This is a genomic window from Corynebacterium bouchesdurhonense, from assembly GCF_900078305.2.
In the GTDB taxonomy this organism is placed as follows: Bacteria; Actinomycetota; Actinomycetes; order Mycobacteriales; family Mycobacteriaceae; genus Corynebacterium; species Corynebacterium bouchesdurhonense.
On sequence record NZ_LT546026.1, the window covers coordinates 145,662 to 162,834 of the forward strand.

The 17,173-nt window shown below is 70.4% G+C and carries 20 protein-coding genes; 14 read left to right on the forward strand and 6 right to left on the reverse strand.

The features are described 5' to 3' along the window. The first annotated feature begins 15 nt into the window (after positions 1-15). From efp to BN4252_RS02860, 6 genes are all read left to right on the forward strand, one after another. Positions 16-579: an elongation factor P gene (efp, locus tag BN4252_RS02835; protein ID WP_066525204.1), complete on the forward strand. Its 564-nt coding sequence runs from the start codon at positions 16-18 to the stop codon at positions 577-579. Then, complete coding sequence (nusB, locus tag BN4252_RS02840) at positions 579-1,082, forward strand: transcription antitermination factor NusB (protein WP_066525206.1); 504 nt, start codon at positions 579-581, stop codon at positions 1,080-1,082. Before efp ends, nusB begins: the two co-directional genes overlap by 1 nt. Then, a complete protein-coding gene (locus BN4252_RS02845; RefSeq protein ID WP_066525210.1) occupies positions 1,083-1,928 on the forward strand; it encodes a PPK2 family polyphosphate kinase in 846 nt (281 codons plus the stop codon). It begins immediately after the preceding gene. A gap of 76 nt (positions 1,929-2,004) precedes the next feature. After that, positions 2,005-2,994, forward strand: coding sequence for a sugar ABC transporter substrate-binding protein (locus BN4252_RS02850; RefSeq protein WP_066525856.1), 990 nt, complete (start codon positions 2,005-2,007; stop codon positions 2,992-2,994). Next, positions 2,991-4,025: an ABC transporter permease gene (locus tag BN4252_RS02855; RefSeq protein WP_066525215.1), complete on the forward strand. Its 1,035-nt coding sequence runs from the start codon at positions 2,991-2,993 to the stop codon at positions 4,023-4,025. Before BN4252_RS02850 ends, BN4252_RS02855 begins: the two co-directional genes overlap by 4 nt. Position 4,026: 1 nt before the next feature. After that, complete coding sequence (locus BN4252_RS02860; RefSeq protein WP_066525218.1) at positions 4,027-4,806, forward strand: ATP-binding cassette domain-containing protein; 780 nt, start codon at positions 4,027-4,029, stop codon at positions 4,804-4,806. 6 nt (positions 4,807-4,812) lie between these two features. On the opposite strand, the gene BN4252_RS02865 is transcribed toward BN4252_RS02860, so the two are convergent. The 3 genes from BN4252_RS02865 to BN4252_RS02875 are packed head-to-tail and all read right to left on the reverse strand — an operon-like array spanning position 4,813 to position 7,098. Next, positions 4,813-5,280 (reverse strand): YbjN domain-containing protein, encoded by a 468-nt coding sequence (locus BN4252_RS02865; RefSeq protein WP_066525221.1) that lies wholly within the window; start codon positions 5,278-5,280, stop codon positions 4,813-4,815. Beyond that, positions 5,270-5,737: a type III secretion system chaperone family protein gene (locus tag BN4252_RS02870; protein WP_066525226.1), complete on the reverse strand. Its 468-nt coding sequence runs from the start codon at positions 5,735-5,737 to the stop codon at positions 5,270-5,272. The genes BN4252_RS02865 and BN4252_RS02870 overlap by 11 nt, the downstream gene beginning before the upstream one ends. Before the next feature lie 11 nt (positions 5,738-5,748). Further along, entirely contained in the window at positions 5,749-7,098 is a 1,350-nt protein-coding gene (locus BN4252_RS02875; protein ID WP_066525233.1) for a TIGR01777 family oxidoreductase, read from the reverse strand. 84 nt (positions 7,099-7,182) lie between these two features. Here BN4252_RS02875 and pyrF point away from each other — a divergent pair, with 84 nt between their 5' ends. From pyrF to metK, 6 genes are all read left to right on the forward strand, one after another. Then, positions 7,183-8,061, forward strand: a complete 879-nt coding sequence (gene pyrF / locus BN4252_RS02880) for an orotidine-5'-phosphate decarboxylase (RefSeq protein ID WP_066525242.1) — start codon at positions 7,183-7,185, stop codon at positions 8,059-8,061. A 241-nt stretch (positions 8,062-8,302) separates the two neighbouring features. Then, positions 8,303-8,626 (forward strand): integration host factor, actinobacterial type, encoded by a 324-nt coding sequence (gene mihF, locus BN4252_RS02885; RefSeq protein WP_066525867.1) that lies wholly within the window; start codon positions 8,303-8,305, stop codon positions 8,624-8,626. A 4-nt stretch (positions 8,627-8,630) separates the two neighbouring features. Further along, complete coding sequence (gene gmk, locus BN4252_RS02890) at positions 8,631-9,218, forward strand: guanylate kinase (RefSeq protein WP_066525244.1); 588 nt, start codon at positions 8,631-8,633, stop codon at positions 9,216-9,218. Positions 9,219-9,253: 35 nt separating this feature from the next. Further along, positions 9,254-9,550, forward strand: coding sequence for a DNA-directed RNA polymerase subunit omega (rpoZ, locus tag BN4252_RS02895; RefSeq protein WP_096877752.1), 297 nt, complete (start codon positions 9,254-9,256; stop codon positions 9,548-9,550). 101 nt (positions 9,551-9,651) lie between these two features. After that, positions 9,652-10,881 carry a bifunctional phosphopantothenoylcysteine decarboxylase/phosphopantothenate--cysteine ligase CoaBC gene (gene coaBC, locus BN4252_RS02900; RefSeq protein WP_066525252.1) on the forward strand — a complete coding sequence of 410 codons (1,230 nt, stop codon included), beginning with the start codon at positions 9,652-9,654 and terminating at the stop codon, positions 10,879-10,881. Between the two features lie 96 nt (positions 10,882-10,977). Continuing rightward, positions 10,978-12,219 (forward strand): methionine adenosyltransferase, encoded by a 1,242-nt coding sequence (gene metK / locus BN4252_RS02905; RefSeq protein ID WP_230208547.1) that lies wholly within the window; start codon positions 10,978-10,980, stop codon positions 12,217-12,219. Here metK and BN4252_RS02910 read toward each other — a convergent pair. Genes BN4252_RS02910 through BN4252_RS02920 form a run of 3 tightly spaced genes read right to left on the reverse strand, consistent with a single transcriptional unit; the run spans position 12,216 to position 14,434 of the window. Next, positions 12,216-13,091, reverse strand: coding sequence for a hypothetical protein (locus BN4252_RS02910; protein WP_066525256.1), 876 nt, complete (start codon positions 13,089-13,091; stop codon positions 12,216-12,218). The genes metK and BN4252_RS02910 overlap by 4 nt on opposite strands. Before the next feature lie 3 nt (positions 13,092-13,094). Next, complete coding sequence (locus tag BN4252_RS02915) at positions 13,095-13,517, reverse strand: hypothetical protein (RefSeq protein ID WP_143341153.1); 423 nt, start codon at positions 13,515-13,517, stop codon at positions 13,095-13,097. Continuing rightward, complete coding sequence (locus BN4252_RS02920) at positions 13,514-14,434, reverse strand: polysaccharide deacetylase family protein (protein ID WP_066525271.1); 921 nt, start codon at positions 14,432-14,434, stop codon at positions 13,514-13,516. The genes BN4252_RS02915 and BN4252_RS02920 overlap by 4 nt, the downstream gene beginning before the upstream one ends. A gap of 146 nt (positions 14,435-14,580) precedes the next feature. On the opposite strand from BN4252_RS02920, the gene BN4252_RS02925 reads away from it, so the two are divergent. Beyond that, complete coding sequence (locus tag BN4252_RS02925) at positions 14,581-16,593, forward strand: primosomal protein N' (protein ID WP_066525275.1); 2,013 nt, start codon at positions 14,581-14,583, stop codon at positions 16,591-16,593. Between the two features lie 51 nt (positions 16,594-16,644). Next, a complete protein-coding gene (gene def / locus BN4252_RS02930; protein ID WP_066525284.1) occupies positions 16,645-17,145 on the forward strand; it encodes a peptide deformylase in 501 nt (166 codons plus the stop codon). Positions 17,146-17,173: the final 28 nt, after the last annotated feature.

The window sequence follows — 17,173 nt, forward strand, 5'->3', positions numbered from 1 at the left end:
GGGAAGGAATCCCCCGTGGCAACTACCGCCGATTTCAAGAACGGTCTGGTGCTGAAGGTTGACGGCAAACTCCAGCAGATCATCGAGTTCCAGCACGTGAAGCCGGGCAAGGGCCCCGCGTTCGTGCGCACCAAGCTCAAGGATGTCGTCTCCGGCAAGACCGTGGACAAGACCTGGAACGCCGGCGTGAAGGTGGAGACCGCCACGGTTGACCGCCGCGACATGACCTACCTCTACAACGACGGCACCAACTACGTCGTGATGGACGACAAGACCTTCGAGCAGTACGAGCTGCCGCCGGCCGCGTTCGGCGACGCTGGCCGCTTCCTGCTGGAGAACATGCGCGTGCAGGTCTCCTTCCACGAGGGCGAGGCCCTGTTCGCCGAGCTGCCGATCTCCGTGGACCTGCGGGTCGAGCACACCGAACCGGGCCTGCAGGGCGACCGTTCCACCGGCGGCACCAAGCCCGCCACCCTCGAGACCGGCGCCGAGATCCAGGTACCGCTGTTCCTCGAGACCGGCAACGTGGTCAAGGTGGACACCCGCACGGGCGAGTACCTCTCCCGCGTGAACAACTAATGCCGGACTACAAACGCCACGGGGCGCGCTACCGTGCGCGCCGCCGCGCTGTGGACATCCTGTTTGAGGCGGAGACGCGGGACATCGACCCCGTAGCCATCGTGGAGGACCGCGCCGAGCTGGCGCGCGACCCGCAGAACGCGGTCGCGCCCATTGCCGACTACACCCGGGAGATCATCCAGGGCGTGGCGGAGACGCTGGACGACCTCGACGACAACATCGAGCGGTTCCTCGACCGCGACTGGGAGCTCCACCGCCTGCCCGCGGTGGACCGGCAGATCCTACGCCTGGCCACCTGGGAGATCCTCTTCAACGACGAGGTACCCCCGGCCATCGCCATCGCGAACGCCCTCGAGATGGCAACCGAGTACTCGGGCAACCAGGCTCCGCCGTATATCCACGCGATGCTCGACGGCATCACTCAAGCGCAGTCGCCGGACGCTCCGGGGGACGCGGCTGGGGAGGGGGCGTCGACAAGCGACATGCCCCACGGGGACGCCTAGATGGCGAAGCTGACGGTGGCGGAGGCCCGCGCCCTGCGCGTGGGGCCGAACTTCCAGTTGGCGGACGTGGACCCGGCCTCCACCCCCGGCCTGTCCGGGGACGTGGACGGCGCGTACCACGACTTCGATGCCACGCTGAGCGAGCTCCAGGAGAAGCTGTACGCCAACGGCCGCGCGGGCAACGCGGACGCGGGCTCGGTGCTGTTGGTGCTGCAGGGGATGGACACTGCGGGCAAGGGCGGCATTGTTCGCCACGTGGTCGGCGAGACCATGGACCTGCAGGGCGTGCACGTGCAGGCCTTCGGCCGGCCGACTGAGGAGGAGGCGGCGCACGACTTCCTCTGGCGCTTCGAGCCGCACCTGCCCAAGCCCGGGCAGGTGGCCGTGTTCGACCGCTCGCACTACGAGGACGTGCTGGTGCAGCGGGTGAAGCAGATGGCGCCGCCGGAGGAGATCGAGCGGCGCTACGGAGCGATCGTCGAGTTCGAGGCGGTGCTCGCGGCGCGCGGCACCAAGATCATCAAGGTCATGCCGCACATCTCCCGCGAGTTCCAGGCCGAGAACCTACGGGAGCGCGTGGAAAACCCCGCGAAGCACTGGAAGTACAACCCCTCCGACGTGGATGACCGCAAGCTGTGGTCCCAGTATATGGCCGCCTACCAGATCGCCATGACGCGCACATCCACGGACGAGGCGCCGTGGTACTGCGTGCCGTCGGACAACAAGAAGTACTGCCGCACGGTGGTGAAGACGCTGCTGGCGGACGCGCTCGAGTCCCTCGGGCTGTCCTGGCCGGAGGCGGACTTTGACCCGGAGGTCGAGCTGGAGCGCATCGCCAACTCGTAACTGGATCGGTACTTAATCGGTACAGCGACGCGCCGATGGCCGAGGTCGGGCCGGGGTGGGGCACACTCGACGGGTGCTGAAATTCTCCCGATCTCTCACAGCGTCCGCGCTGGCGGCCGTGGCCTTCCTGGCCGGCTGCTCAGCAACCGGCGGCGCGCCCAGGACTGACAGCAGCGGGCAAACCGGCGGCGATGGGGTGGACACGCCGCGCTACACGGTGGCCATGGTCACCCACGGCGCCCCGGGCGACACCTACTGGGACCTCGTGCGAAAGGGCGCCGAGGACGCGGCGAAGAAGGACAACATCGAGCTGCGCTACTCCTCGGACCCGCAGGCGCCCAACCAGGCCAACTTGGTGCGCTCCGCGGTCGACGCGGGTGTGGACGGCATCGCCGTGACCCTGCCCAACGCGGATGCCGTCGGGCCCGCGGCGCAGCGCGCCGTCGACGCGGGCATCCCCGTTGTTGGGCTGAACGCCGGCATGTCGCGCTACGCGGACTACGGCCTCACCGGGTTCTTCGGCCAGGACGAGGCGCTGGCCGGCAAGGCCGCGGGGGAGCGCCTGCGGGCGGAGAGCAGGCAGAAGGTGCTGTGCGTGATCCACGAGCAGGGCAACTCCTCCCAGGAGGCGCGCTGCCGCGGGGTGGAGCAGGGCCTCGGCCGGCCGGTGGAGCTGCTGTACGTCAACGGCCAGGACCTCACGTCGGTGCAGTCCACCATCTCCTCGAAGCTCTCGCAGGACGCGGGCGTGGACACGGTGTTCGCGCTCCAGGCGCCAGTGGCCATGCGCGCCGTGGAGGCCGCGGGGCAGTCCGGCGCGGCCGCGGAGGTGGTCACCTTCGACACGAACGCGGAGCTGGTGGGCGCCATCGCGGACGGCCGGGTGGCCTGGGCGGTGGACCAGCAGCCGTACCTGCAGGGCTACCTCGCAGTGGACTCGCTCTGGCTGGCCAAGCGCAACGGCGGGACCCTCGGCGGCGGCCAGCCCGTGTACACCGGGCCCAGCTTCGTCGACGCCTCCAACGTGGAACGCATCGAGGACGCTGCGAAGGCGGGGCTGCGATGAGCGCGGTGGTACCCGCACGCGACGACCGCCTCCGCGCCCGCACCGGCCTGGCCAGGCTGATCAGGCGCCCAGAGCTGGCCAGCCTCCTCGGTTTCCTGGCCATCCTCGCGCTCTTCCTCGCGGTGGCCCCGGCCTTCCGCTCCTTCGAGGCCTTTGCCACCATCCTCTACGCCAGCTCCACGCTGGGCATCGTGGCGCTGGCGGTGGGCCTGCTCATGATCGGCGGGGAGTTCGACCTCTCCTCCGGCGTGGCGGTGACCACCGCTGCGCTCGCGGCCACCATGCTCAACTACAACCTGCACCTCAACTCGTGGGTGGGCGCGCTGCTCTCCTTAGGCATCGCGCTGGGGATCGGCGCGCTCAACGGCATCCTGGTTTCGCGCACGGGCATCGACAGCTTCCTCATCACCCTGGCCGCGTTCCTTATGCTGCAGGGCCTGAACCTGGCGGTGACCAAGCTGGTCACCGGGCAGGTGGCCACGCCGTCGATCGCGGACATGGAGGGCTTCGCCTCGGCGCGCGCCTTCTTCGCCGGCTCTTTCACGCTCGGCGGGGTGCGCATCAGCGTGACGGTCCTGTGGTGGATCCTCTTCGTGGCGGCCGCGTCCTTCGTACTCTTCCGCACCAAGTGGGGCAACTGGATCACCGCGGTCGGCGGCGACGAGGATGCCGCCCGCGCCGTGGGCGTGCCCGTCCGGCGGGTCAAGGTCGCCCTGTTCATGACGGTCGGCTTCGCCGCCTGGTTCGTGGGCATGCACACGCTCTTCGCCTTCGATTCGATCCAGGCGGGCCAAGGCGTGGGCAACGAGTTTCTCTACATCATCGCGGCGGTCATCGGCGGCTGCGCCATGAACGGCGGCCGCGGCACGGCGGTCGGCACCGCCATCGGCGCGCTGATTTTCGGCATGACCAACCAGGGCATCGTCTACGCGGGATGGAACCCGGACTGGTTCAAGTTCTTCCTCGGCGCGATGCTGCTGTTCGCGGTGTTCACCAACACCTCCTTCGCCAACTTCACCAAGGGGCGCTGACATGACCCAACCCACACCCCAGCCGATTATCCAGTTGCGCGGCGTGACCAAGTCCTACGGCGGCTTCGACGCGCTGCGCGGCGTGGACCTAGCCATCAACCCGGGCGAGTGCACGTGCGTGCTCGGGGATAACGGCGCGGGCAAGTCCACGCTGATCAAGATCCTCGCCGGTTTGCACACGCCGTCCGGGGGGCAGTTGCTTATCGACGGCACCGAAGCCACCCTCTCATCCCCCCGCGACGCCCTCGACGCGGGGATCGCCACGGTGTACCAGACCCTCGCTATCGTCGACGAGCTGAGCGTGTGGCGCAACTTCTTCCTCGGCCAAGAGCTCACTGGGGCCTTCGGGGTGCTGAAGCGGGCGGAGATGCGGCGCATCTGTTCCGAGCAGCTGACCCAGATGGGCATCGACATCCCGGACGTTGAGGTGGAGGCCGGCAACCTCTCCGGCGGCCAGCGCCAGGTGGTTGCCATCGCCCGCGCCGTCTACTTCGGCGCGCGCGTGGTCATCCTCGACGAGCCGACCGCGGCGCTGGGTGTGAAGCAGTCCGGCGTGGTCCTGCGCTTCATCGCGGCCGCGCGCGACCGCGGCGTGGCGGTGGTCTTTGTCACCCACAACCCGCACCACGCATACCTCGTGGGAGACCACTTCACCATCCTGAAGCTCGGGCGCCAAGAGCTCGACGCCCCACGCTCCGCGATCACCCTCGACGAGCTGACGCGCGAGATGGCCGGCGGGGCGGAGCTTGAAACGCTGAGCCACGAGTTGCGGCGCGGGTAGCGGGGCCTAATCCTCCCGCAGCTCGTCGAGCTGTTCGGTCAGCGCGCGCATGGCCGCCTGGCACTCGACGATGCCGTCAACGGCCGCCTTCAGCGACGCGGACAGCTGCTCGTCGGTGAGACCGGCGGGCACCGAGATCTCCGCCTCGGTGCGCACCACGAGGTGCTCGCCGCGGTTGACCACCACGGCGTGCGCGTCGAGGTAGGAGGAGTTCACCTGGTTGGCGGCCAGGTAGATGGCGGCGTCGGTGGAGTCCGCCGGCAGGTCGGTTTCCGTGTCGGTGCGCGCGATGAGCACGGTGTCCAGCAGGACGAAGAGCAGCGAGAAGCCGCTGAGCTCGGCGGCCGCAGCGCGACCGGAGCGGTCAGCCTCGGCCTCGATACCCAGCTCCGCGAGCGCGGCCGTGACGCGGTCGACGGTGACCAGCTGCGGGGTGGAGCCAGCGGAGTCGGTGGACAGGGGGTTAGTGCTCATCGTGCGGGTCCTCCCAGGTGACGAGGGTGGGGAAGGTGACCTCGAGGTACTCGAAGGCGCGCAGCGTGGCGCCGATCGCGTTGACGATGAACGCGCCGAGCTGGTTGAAGGAGGCCCCGTTGGCCACATCGAGGGTGCGGATGGCGGAAACGGCCAGCGTGCGCTCCTCCGACTCGAACATGCGCAGCGTCGGCGTGAAGTTTGTCTGGTTGTGCTCGTTGACCGCGAACAGGAGGTGCGAGGCCATCTCCGCCGGCACGTCGCCGCGCCAGATGGCCTCGAAGACGAGGCGCGGGCCGTCGGTCAGCACCACGATCGCGGCGTTGACGAAGCCGGAGCGCACCAGACCGGTCTCCGCCTCGAGGCGGTATTCCAGCTGCTCTTCCGTGAAGATCTCGGCGATCCGCTCGGGCGTCACCGGGGCCACGGCGTCGGGTTGGGTTGTTGGTTCACTCACGCCCTCAAAGCCTACCGGTCTGCCAGCAGTTGTTCCTTGCCCAGCTCGTGGGCCAGTGCTGCCTCGAGTGTGGGGTAGCGGAAGCGCCATCCGTGGTGCTCGGCCTCGGCCGGGACTACGCGCTGGTCCGCCAGTGCCAATTCCTCCGCGCCCTCGGCGCCGAGGAGGAGCTTCGGCCCGAAGGTGGGGATGGGCAGGAAGTCGGGGCGGTGCAGCATGGCGGCGAGGGTGGAGGACATCTCGGCATTGGTCACCGGGTTGGGCGCGGTGGCGTTGATCGGCCCGCTCACGGATGCGTCGATAAGCGAGCGCGCGTACAGATCCGTCAAGTCATCCAAGGCCACCCAGGACATCCAGAAGTCGCCGCTGCCGAAGCGGGCGCCGAGGCCCGCGCGGACGGAGGCCTCCAGGACGGGCAGCAGGCCGCCGGCGCCCGAGAGCGCGAGGCCGGTGCGGATGTTCACGGTGCGCAGGCCCTCCGCCCGGGAGGCGTCCTCCCACTCGGCGCACACCTCGGCGAGGAAGCCCTCGCCCGGGCCGTCCGCCTCGGTGTGCGGGCGCTCACCGGCGTCGGTGCCGTAGAAGCCCACGGCGGAGGCGCAGACGAAGGTCTCCACCCCGGATTCGGCGGCGAGGCGGGCGAGCTTGCGGGTGGGACCAATGCGGGAATCGCGGATCTTGTGCTTCTTCTCGTCGGTGAAGCGGCCCATGATGGACTCGCCGGCGAGGTGCGCCACCGCGTCCACGCCCTCGAGGAGGTCCGCGGCCGGGTCCTCCGGGTCCCACCGGCGCTCGCCCGGGCCCGGCGTACCGCGCGTGAGCCCGATGACGTTGTGCCCGGCGGTGGTCAGCTGCGCGCACAGGTGGGTGCCCACCAGGCCGCTGGCGCCGGTGACGGCGATGGTGAGGGGCTCGGTTTCCGGCAGGGAGGCGATAAAGCGCAGGTCTTCGAGCAGCTGGTGCTGGCGGTAGGCGAACGCCGGGTGCAGCGCGAAGGCGGGGATGGTGGTGGCCACCTCGTCGGTGATGCGGGTGGCGGGCTGGTCGCCGGAGGTCGCGTCTTCGAAGGTGTGGGTGTGGCGCCACCTCGTCGCGGCCCGCACCGGCTGGTTCGCAGCCTCGTCCACGAAGCGCTCGCCGGGGGCGTAGCCGTCCACCTGGTGGTTGGCCACCCACTGCTGGCCGGCCGGCAGGGAGAACACGGTGGTGCCACCGCGCAGGGACCGCGCCTGGGAGACGGGGCGCATCGGCAGGAAGGGCGGGGTCAGCCGCACTACCGCGCCCGGGCGGGAGTGCCACTGCCACACGCGCTCGCGGTCAAAGGGCAGGGTGTGGGATGCGGTAAAGCCGGTGGCGCTCATGGGGGACTCCTCGGTTGCGGTGTGCGGGATGCCCCGAGCCTACGTATGCCGGGCTCCGCGCGGGCAGGCGGTAACGTGGGCGGGGTGAAGCAGGCACACACCCTTGGCGGGCAGAACTCCCAGAACTACCCCCGCGCGGGCTTCGGCGACAGGCTGGTCGCTGCGGGCCGCGCCCGCGGCAGGCTGTGCGTGGGCATCGACCCGCACGCGTCCCTGCTTGCGCAGTGGGGGCTGCCGGACACCGCGGACGGGCTGCGCACTTTCGCCATGACCTGCGTGGAGGCGTTCGCGGAGGACGCAGCGCTGGTGAAGCCGCAGGTGGCGTTCTTCGAGCGGTTCGGCTCGCGCGGGTTCGCCGTGCTGGAGGACGTGCTGGCGGCCCTGCGCGAGGCGGGGACGTTAACCGTGGCGGACGCAAAGCGCGGCGACATCGGCTCCACCATGGCCGGGTATGCCCAGGCGTGGCTCGAGCCCGGCTCCCCGCTGGAGGCGGACGCCGTGACCGTCACGCCGTACCTCGGCGTCGGCTCCCTGGACCCGGCCATCGAGCTCGCCTCCGCGCACGGCAAGGGCGTGTTTGTGATGGCCGCGAACTCGAACCCGGAGGCCGAGGAGTTCCAGTCCGCGCCGCTTGGCCGGGACGGGGAGCGAAGCGTCGCGCAGTTCATGGTGGACGAGTGCGCCGCCCGCAACGCCGCGTCGGCGGCGCTCGGCGAGGTGGGCAACGTTGGAGTGGTGGTCGGAGCCACGGTGGCCCACCCGCCGGTGCTCACCGGGCTCAACGCCGCGGTGTTGATGCCGGGCGTCGGTGCGCAGGGCGCGACCTTCGCCGACGCGGACCGCGTCGCGGCGCTCGAGCCCGCCCTCGTCATTCCCAGCGTCTCCCGCTCCGTACTCAGCGCCGGGCCGGACGCCAGTGACCTGCGGAAACGGCTACGCGACCTGCGGGAACAGCGGAATTAGCCGGGGGTTATTTCAAGGCCGCGAAAAACCCTGGTACTTTAGGTGCGTCGTCCCGTTGACGTGGCCAAATAGCGGCCGCCCGGGCGTGGCAGCGCCGACGCGGTGCTACACTTGGCCGAAACTAGCGAGTTGCAGCGGTGGAATTATGCCCGCAGGCGTTTTCTGAGCGCCGCGGCATCAAGCTGGGGACGGTCGAAGAGACTGAACAGAACAACGTAGATCGAAACATTTGGAGGACACCGTGGCACTTCCACAGTTGACCGATGAGCAGCGCAAGGCAGCACTGGAGAAGGCGGCCGAGGCGCGCAAGCAGCGCGCCGAGCTGAAGGCGTCGCTCAAGCGCGGCGAGACGACCCTGAAGGACGTCCTTGACAAGGCTGACACCGACGAGATTGTGGGCAAGACCAAGGTTTCCGCGCTCCTCGAGGCCATGCCGAAGGTCGGCAAGGTGAAGGCCCGCGAGATCATGGACGAGCTCGAGATTGCTCAGACCCGCCGCCTGCGCGGCCTGGGCGAGCGTCAGCGTCGCGCTCTGCTGGAGCGCTTCGGCTTTTCCGAGGATTAATCCCGTGGCAGAGGGCGCGACGCGCGGGCGGTTGGTGGTTCTCGCCGGCCCGTCTGCGGTGGGGAAGTCGACCGTGGTGCGCAAACTTGTCACCGGCGTCCCCGACCTGTACTTCTCGGTGTCCATGACCACTCGGGCCCCGCGGCCCGGTGAAGTGGAGGGGAAGGATTACTTCTTCGTTTCCCCGGAGGCGTTCCAGGAGCGCATCGACGCGGGGGAAATGCTGGAGTGGGCCGACATCCACGGAGGTCTGCAGCGCTCCGGCACGCCGGCGGGACCGGTGCGCGAGGCGCTGGATGCCGGCCGTCCCGTGCTGGCGGAGGTCGACCTCGCCGGCGCCCGCGCCATCAAGCGCCTGATGCCGGAGGCAGCCACCGTCTTCCTCGCTCCGCCGTCCTGGGAGGTGCTCGTGGAGCGCCTTACGGGGCGCGGCACGGAGACCCAGGACGTGATCGAGCGCCGTCTCCTCACCGCGCGCGAGGAGCTCGACGCCCAGAGCGAGTTCGACACCGTGGTGGTCAACGAGGACGTTGATCAGGCGGTATCCGCCATCGCGGCGATCCTCACCGGTACATCCAACACCAATTTCTAAATGAGTAGGTTGAAGTGAGCAACGTAACCGAAGATATGTCGCAGACCAGCGCAGATGCCCCCGCCTCCGAGCAGGAGCGGGTGTACGACGCACCCGAGGGCATCACCGCGCCCCCGATCGACGAGCTGCTGACCAAGGTTTCGTCCAAGTACGCCCTGGTCATCTTCGCGGCCAAGCGCGCTCGCCAGATCAACAGCTTCTATCAGAACTCCGACGAGGGTGTCTTCGAGTTCATCGGCCCGCTGGTGAACCCGGAGCCGGGCGAGAAGCCCCTCTCCATCGCCCTGCGCGAGATCCAGGCCGGCCTCCTCGAGCACGAGGAAGGCCAGTAAGGAGCTTCTGCTTGTCGACGGCACCTCAAGCCCCGCCCTCCCAGCGGGCCTGCGGTGCCGTTTCCTGTTGGGCGCGCAGGCGGCGCGTAGACTCTGCCACCATGACTGCTTTGAACGTCGTGGTGGGCGTCGCCGGCGGCATCGCCGCGTACAAGGCGTGCCACCTGGTGCGCAACTTCACCGAATCGGGCGCCAACGTGCGGGTGGTTCCCACGCCGAACGCGCTGGAGTTCGTCGGCGCCGCCACGTTCGAGGCCCTGTCCGGCAACCCGGTGGACACCGGCGTGTTCACCCGCGTGGACGAGGTGCAGCACGTGCGCGTGGGCCAGGAGGCGGACCTGGTGGTCATCGCGCCGGCCACCGCGGACCTTCTGGCCCGGCTCGCCGTGGGCCGGGCCGACGACCTGCTCACCGCCACCGTGCTGGTGGCCACCTGCCCGGTGGTTGTCGCGCCGGCCATGCACACCGAAATGTGGCGCAACCCCGCCACCCAGGCCAACGTTGCCGCGCTGCGCTCGCGCGGCATCACGGTGCTTGAACCGGCGAGCGGCCGACTCACCGGCGCGGACAGCGGCCCCGGCCGGCTGCTCGAGCCGGACCAGATCGCGGATCTCGCCCGCACGGTGCTCGAGACCGGCCCGATTCGGCGCAGCCTCGAGGGCCGCAGGGTGCTGATCAGCGCGGGTGGGACGCAGGAGAACATCGATCCGGTGCGCTATATCGGCAACCGCTCGTCGGGACGCCAAGGCTTCGCCCTCGGCGAGATCGCGGCGCAGCGCGGCGCGGACGTGAGCATCGTCGCGGGGGACACGGATGCGCTGCCCACCCCGGCGGGTGCGGAGATCGTGCGGGTGCGCTCGGCCCGCGAGATGCAGCGGGAGATCGACGCGCGCCTGGGGAGCGCGGACATTGTAGTTATGGCGGCCGCGGTGGCGGACTACCGGCCGGAGAAGGAGGCCACCGCGAAGCTGAAGAAGGGCGAGGCCGACGCGAATCTTTCGACGCTGCGGCTGGTGGAGAACCCGGACATTCTCAAAGGTGTCGTCGAAAAGCGCAATGCCCAGCAGACGCGGGCGGTGATCGCCGGCTTCGCCGCGGAGACGGACAACCCGCTTGAGTACGGGCGCGCGAAGCTCGCGCGCAAGGGCGCGGACCTGCTGATGGTGAACTCCGTGGCCGGTGGCAGGGTGTTCGGCGAGCGACGCAATAGCGGGTGGATCCTGGGCCGAGACGGGTCCGAGACCGAGGTGGCGGACGGCTCCAAGCTCGCGGTCGCGGCGCAGATCCTCGACGCGGCTGAGGGTGTGTTGGGCCGCTCGTTGCCAAATTAGACAGCTTGGTCTACGGTAGTTGACGATCACGCGCCCGAGGCCTCGGTGACGCCACTTCAAGTAAATACGACACCACGTTGAAAGTGTGAGACTGCATTGTCTGCTATCCAGCCGTCTGAGGCATCGACCGGTTCCTTCCACCGCCTTTTCACCAGCGAATCCGTGACCGAGGGTCACCCCGACAAGATCTGCGACTCGATTTCGGACGCGATCCTCGACGACATGCTGCGCCAGGACCCGAAGTCCCGCGTGGCGGTGGAGACGCTGGTGACCACCGGCCAGGTGCACGTTGTTGGTGAGGTGCGCACCGAGGCGTACTCCAACATTGCCAAGATCGTGCGCGACCGCCTCGTGGAGATTGGGTTCACCTCCTCTCAGGTCGGGTTCGACGGCGAGACCTGCGGCGTGAACGTGGCCATCGGCGAGCAGTCCGAGGAGATCGCGGCCGGCGTGACCACCTCGCAGGAGGCGCGCGAGCACGACTCGGTGGAGGAGCTCGACCAGTCCGGCGCCGGCGACCAGGGCCTGATGTTCGGCTACGCCAGCAACGAGACGCCCGAGTACATGCCGCTGCCCATCGCCACCGCCCACCGCCTCTCGCGCCGCCTGTCCCAGGTGCGCCACGAGCGCATCGTGGAGGGCCTGCGCCCGGACGGCAAGACCCAGGTCACCTTCGCCTACGACGGCGAGACCCCGGTGCACCTGGACACCGTGGTGATCTCCACACAGCACGACGAGCATTTCACCGGAGAGCCGCTCGAGGCGGCCATGCGCGAGCACGTGCTGGAGTGGGTGATCGAGGACGCGGGCCTGGAGGCGCTCTACAACGAATCCACCAAGCTGCTGGTCAACCCGTCCGGCTCCTTCACCGTGGGCGGCCCGATGGGCGACGCCGGGCTCACCGGCCGCAAGATCATCGTGGACACCTACGGTGGCATGGCCCGCCACGGCGGCGGCGCGTTCTCCGGCAAGGACCCGTCGAAGGTGGACCGTTCCGCGGCCTACGCCATGCGCTGGGTGGCCAAGAACATCGTCGCCGCGGGCCTGGCGGACCGCGTTGAGGTGCAGGTGGCGTACGCCATCGGCCGCGCCAACCCGGTGGGCCTGTACGTGGAGACCTTCGGCACCGCGGCCGAGGGCCAGACCAACGAGTCCATCCAGCAGGCCGTGCAGAAGGTCTTCGACCTTCGCCCGGACGCGATCATCCGCGAGCTGGACCTGCTGCGCCCGATCTACGCGCAGACCGCCACCTACGGCCACTTCGGCCGCACCGACCTCGACCTGCCCTGGGAGCAGCTGAACAAGGTCGAAGACCTGCGCGCCGCCGCTGGCGTCTAGGCGCCCCGATCGTTAGGGTCCGGACCCTGGCCGCCCTGCTGCCACTGAGACTTCGCAGCCTCGGATTTGCGGTGGTTGCGCAGCGCGATGACGCCCGCCGCGATGCCCACCACCACGGGGACCCAGATCTTTGAGTATTCCGCTAGCAGCGCCACCCACTCGGGGATCTCGGGCAGGGCAATTGTAGGCAGCGGCAGGTCCGCGTGCGGCAGCTGGGGCACGGGCAGGTCCACGCGCGGCGGGCGCCACTCGGGCAGCTGCCAGTCCGGGAGGAAACCTGCCAGCCAGCCGAGCAGGCGCCCAACCAGCGGCCCGAGCACGAGGATGGCCAGCGCCCAGCCGCCCTTGCCCACCCCCTCCGCGATGGGGATGAGGGTTCGCCTGAGGTCGCTGGATTCCATCACGTCGCGCCGCTTCGCGCCGCGGGAGCCGGCCGGCGGGTCGAACTCCACCACGCTGGGGCCCTCCCGCAGCTCCAGGTGGACGAGCTCCCGGAACGGGCTGACGGTGAGTTTCAGGTGGGGCTTCGCCCGGTCCACCCCGATGCTCACCATGGGCTTCAGCTCCGGCTTCGGGCCCGGGCCGAACAACGGGATGCGCCCGCTTTCCAGGTCCATGTACCGGTTCTGCACCTCGCCGCCCACGCGCACTTCGGCGCGCACCGGCGGGTTCGACCAGCGGCTCTTCGCGCGCGCGACAAGCGGGGCGTCAGCGGCCGGGTGCGCACCCGCGCCGGGGCGCTCGGCAAACCGCTCCGGCACCGTGCCCGGCCAGGCAGGGCCTTCGCCGTCCTCGGCGAGAAACTCGCGGTCGAAGCCGGTGCGGACCTCGATCAGGCCGTAGCTGGGGTGCGTGAGGTTCCACGTTTCCACGGGCTACACCTCCGGGAAGCCGCGCGAGCCGCGGCCGGAGATCGCGCTCCCCGCCCAGGCGGCCACGGCTGCCACGAGAATGCAGCCGAGGGTGTAGATGGTCGCGTCGTCATTGAAGTACAGCAGCTTGGCAATGAAGAAGCCGAGACCGGCCAGCAGCGGCAGGGACCAGGTGAAGCGGAAGGTGAGGCCGTCGACAAGCCCGAACAGCGCGCCCGCGCCGAAGACGAGGGCGATCGAGGCGGGCACCGCGTGCGCGCCGGCGAGCGGGATGACCGCAGCCGGCGCGAGGATGTAGACGGCGAGCATCACGTAGGGCGTCGCCCGCCGCCAGCCGCCGCGCACTTCCCGCGCCCTGCCTTCGCCCGGGTCGGTGGCTGGTTCCGGGGCTGGTTCCGGGGATCGGTCTAGGTCCGTGTCGCTCATGGGCGCCGAGTGTAAACGTGCCCGGCGGCGGGCTGCTTGATCAGCTCGTCGAGGCTGGCTGGGCGCAGGCCCTTCGCGCGGAGGCCGTCGATGATGCAGGGCACGGCGTCGACGGTGGCGGGGTGGATGTCGTGCATCAACACCACGGACCCGGCTCGCGCCTGGTCGACGGCTACCCGGCAGGTACGCTGCGCGTCGCGGTAGCGCCAGTCCTCGGTGTCCACGTCCCAGATCGCCACGGACATGCCGCGGGCGCCCGCGGCGGCCGCCACGCGGCCGTCGTACTCGCCGTAGGGAGGGCGCATCCAGCGCGGGGCGGTGCCGGTGGCTTGCGTGATGGCCCCGGATGCGTCGTCAAGCTGGGCCCCAATCCCGCCCTCGGTAAGCAGCGGCAGGCGCGGGTGGTTAAAGGTGTGGTTGCCAATGGTGTGGCCCGCGGCCTGCATGCGGCGCAGCGTGGCGGGGTTGGCGTTGACGTTGGTGCCCACCACGAAGAACGTGGCGCGGGCGTGCATGCGGTCGAGGATGTCCAAGAGGCGGGAGGTGTCGCCCACCGGGCCGTCGTCGAAGGTGAGAGCCACGCAGTTCGCGCACGTGTCCGGCGCGGGGGTGGGCTCGAAGGCCCGCTGCTGCTGGGGCGCGGCGGGCGGCAGCGGCGCCGTGGTCGGCTCGGCGGGGCGGATCTCGCGGGGCACGGCGTCGCGCACCGGCTGCGGCAGCGCGGTGTAGCCGCGACGCCACGCATCGTTCGCCGCGTCGGAGCTCATCTGGGTGTACTGCTGCACCTGCTTGGAGCTGGCGCCCACGCCGGGGATCTCGGGCAGCGCAGGCACCGCGGCACCGGCGGGCGCGGCGGTGCCTGCGGCGAGGACGAGAGAGCACAGCAGCGCTGCGGTAGCGGCGGCGACACGGTTCATGGGGGCTCCTCGCAGGGTCGGCGGTGGGCGGCGGTGGGCTGCAATGCCGCGATCGTCCGCAGGCAGTATGCGCTTTTCCGTCAAACTATGCTACCCGTGCGGCTCCCGCCCGGCCGTGTGGGGCGGCTGGGCTAGAATCCACGGCCATGTCCAACGCCCAGGCCGCCGCGCTCCCGGTTGTCCGCGTGCTGCCGATGCTGGGCCCGGCGCACCTGGACCGGCCGTTTGACTACCTGGTCACCGAGGCGGACTCGGAGGCGGCGCAACCCGGGGTGCGCGTGCGTGTCCGCTTCGCCGGGCGGTTGGTGGACGCGATCGTGCTCGAGCGCGTCTCGGAGTCCGCCCACGGGGGCAAGCTGCGCTATATCGAGCGCGTTATCTCACCGGAGGTGGTTGCGCCGGAGCAGCTCCGCCTGCTTGTCGACGCACTCGCGCAGCGCTACGCCGGATCCAGACCGGACCTCTACAAAGCCGCGATCCCGGCGCGCCACGCAAAGGCCGAGGAGTCGGACACCACAACCGCCTGGCCGGAGCTGGGCGAGGTGGCCGAGCCGGACCTTTCCGCGTGGAGCGCCTACCAGCACGGGGAATCCTTCGTGGACGCGGTGCTGGCGGGCAAGCTGGCGAGGGCGGCGTGGCAGGTCGCTCCGGGGGACGACTGGGCGGCGGCGCTGGCGGCGTTGGCGGTGAAGGTGGCGCTCGGCGGGTCCTCGGCGCTGATCGTGGTGCCGGACCAGCGCGACGTGGACCGGATGGAGGCGGCGCTGCGCGAGCACGTGGCCGCGAAGCAGGTGGTCACGCTTACCGCGTCGCAGGGACCCCAGGCGCGCTACTCCCGCTACTTGTCAGTGCTGCACGGCCAGGCCCGCATCGTGGTGGGCACCCGCTCCGCGGCGTTCGCCCCGCTGCGGGACCTGCGGCTGGTGGTGGTGATGCACGACGGGGACGACAGCCTGGTGGACCCCCGTGCGCCGTACTTCCATGCGCGCGAGGTGTGCACCACCCGCTCTGCGATCGAGCACGCCTCCCTGATCATCGGCGGCCACGCGCGCACCGCCGAGACTCAGCTACTGGTCGAGTCCGGGTGGATGCACAGCCTCACGGCGCCGCGGGAGGCGTTGCGCGCCCGCGCCCCGCACATCCACGCCGCGGGTGACTCCGACTTCGAGCTGGAGCGCGATCCCCGAGCCCGCCAGGCGCGTATCCCGTCGGCGGCGTTCGCCGCGGCGACTAGAGCGCTGGAGGCGGGCTCGCCGGTGCTGTTCCAGGTGCCCCGCACCGGCTACGTGCAGGCGCTGGCGTGCGGCAATTGCCGGGCGCCGGCCCGGTGCCGCTGGTGCAACGGCCCGCTAGGGCTGCCGGCGGGCGGGGACGCGGCCGCGCCCACCTGCCGCTGGTGCGGGCGGATGGACCCTAAGCACGTGTGCCCCGTGTGCGGCTCGCACCGCATCCGGGCGGTGGTGCTCGGCACCGAGCGCACCGCCGAGGAGTTGGGGCGGGCGTTTCCGAAGCACCGGGTGGTCACCTCCTGGGGCGAGCGGGTGCGAGATACCGTGCCCGCCGCGCCGGCCATCGTGGTGGCCACGCCCGGCGCCGAGCCCGCGGTTCACGGCGGCGCGTACGGCGCGGCGGTCCTGCTGGACACGTGGGCGCTGCTGCAGCGGCCCGACTTGCGCGCGGTGGAGGACACCTTTGCCGCTTGGTTGGCCGCGGCGACCCTCGTGGCACCGATGAGCGCGGGCGGGGACGTGGTGGTGGTCGCGGACCCGGCCATCCCCGCGGTGCAGCACCTTATCCGCTGGGACGTGCCCGGGTTCGCCGCGCTGGAGCTGGAACAGCGCCGCGATGCGCACTTCCCGCCCGCTGTGCACCTCGCGCTTGTTGACGCACCCCGCGCCGCCCTCGACGACTTCTTCGCCCACACCGACCTCCCCGAGCACGCCGAGCTGCTCGGTCCGGTCGACCTGCCCCCCGGCGCCGCCTTGCCAGGGGAGTGGGACCGCGCACGCTTCGGCCCCGCCCAGCGCATGCTGGTGCGCTCGCCCCTGGCCGGGCGCAGCCAGCTCGGCGCCGCGCTGCGCGCCGGGTTGGTGCGGCGCGGAGCGCGCAAGCAGGAGCTCCCGCTACGGGTGCAGGTCAACCCCGTGGACGTGGGGTAGCGCCGGGTAGCACTCCGGCTGCCCACAGGCGGCCCACTACACTTGGCCGGCATGGCCACGCGTCCCCTCCGCTATTTCGGAGACCCGATCCTCAACTCCGCCGCCGCCCCGGTGGCGCGCTTCGATACCCAGCTTGCGTCGCTGGTGCGCGACATGTTCGACACGATGGCCGCCGCCGGCGGCGTGGGGCTAGCGGCCAACCAGATCGGCGTGGCCCGGCGCGTCTTCGTCTTCGACTGCCAGGGTATGCGCGGCGCGCTGGTTAACCCCGTGTGGCGCCCGCTGGGCCAGGCAACACAGACCGGCGCGGAGGGCTGCCTGTCCATCCCCGGGGTCCGCGCCCCGGTGCCCCGCCACGCCGACGTGCTGGCCAGCGGCGCTGACGCGGACGGCAGGGCGGTGACGATCCGCGCCAGCGGCCTGCTCGCGCGGTGCATCCAGCACGAAACCGACCACGTGGACGGGGTACTGTTCCTTGCACGGATGGAACCGCAGGACCGCAAGGCGGCCATGGCCGCGATCCGCGCCGCGGACTGGTTCCAGCGCCCGTAGGCGCCCGACAGTGAAGGAGAGAATTACT

Excerpts from the sequence above, each read along its gene's own strand:
- nusB (WP_066525206.1), top strand. The coding sequence starts at position 579 with ATGCCGGACTACAAACGCCACGGGGCGCGCTACCGTGCGCGCCGCCGC.
- BN4252_RS02845 (WP_066525210.1), top strand. The coding sequence starts at position 1,083 with ATGGCGAAGCTGACGGTGGCGGAGGCCCGCGCCCTGCGCGTGGGGCCG.
- BN4252_RS02855 (WP_066525215.1), top strand. The coding sequence starts at position 2,991 with ATGAGCGCGGTGGTACCCGCACGCGACGACCGCCTCCGCGCCCGCACC.
- BN4252_RS02860 (WP_066525218.1), top strand. The coding sequence starts at position 4,027 with ATGACCCAACCCACACCCCAGCCGATTATCCAGTTGCGCGGCGTGACC.
- BN4252_RS02865 (WP_066525221.1), bottom strand. The coding sequence starts at position 5,280 with ATGAGCACTAACCCCCTGTCCACCGACTCCGCTGGCTCCACCCCGCAG.
- BN4252_RS02875 (WP_066525233.1), bottom strand. The coding sequence starts at position 7,098 with ATGAGCGCCACCGGCTTTACCGCATCCCACACCCTGCCCTTTGACCGC.
- rpoZ (WP_096877752.1), top strand. The coding sequence starts at position 9,254 with ATGTCGCAGACCAGCGCAGATGCCCCCGCCTCCGAGCAGGAGCGGGTG.
- coaBC (WP_066525252.1), top strand. The coding sequence starts at position 9,652 with ATGACTGCTTTGAACGTCGTGGTGGGCGTCGCCGGCGGCATCGCCGCG.
- BN4252_RS02915 (WP_143341153.1), bottom strand. The coding sequence starts at position 13,517 with ATGAGCGACACGGACCTAGACCGATCCCCGGAACCAGCCCCGGAACCA.
- BN4252_RS02920 (WP_066525271.1), bottom strand. The coding sequence starts at position 14,434 with ATGAACCGTGTCGCCGCCGCTACCGCAGCGCTGCTGTGCTCTCTCGTC.
- BN4252_RS02925 (WP_066525275.1), top strand. The coding sequence starts at position 14,581 with ATGTCCAACGCCCAGGCCGCCGCGCTCCCGGTTGTCCGCGTGCTGCCG.
- def (WP_066525284.1), top strand. The coding sequence starts at position 16,645 with ATGGCCACGCGTCCCCTCCGCTATTTCGGAGACCCGATCCTCAACTCC.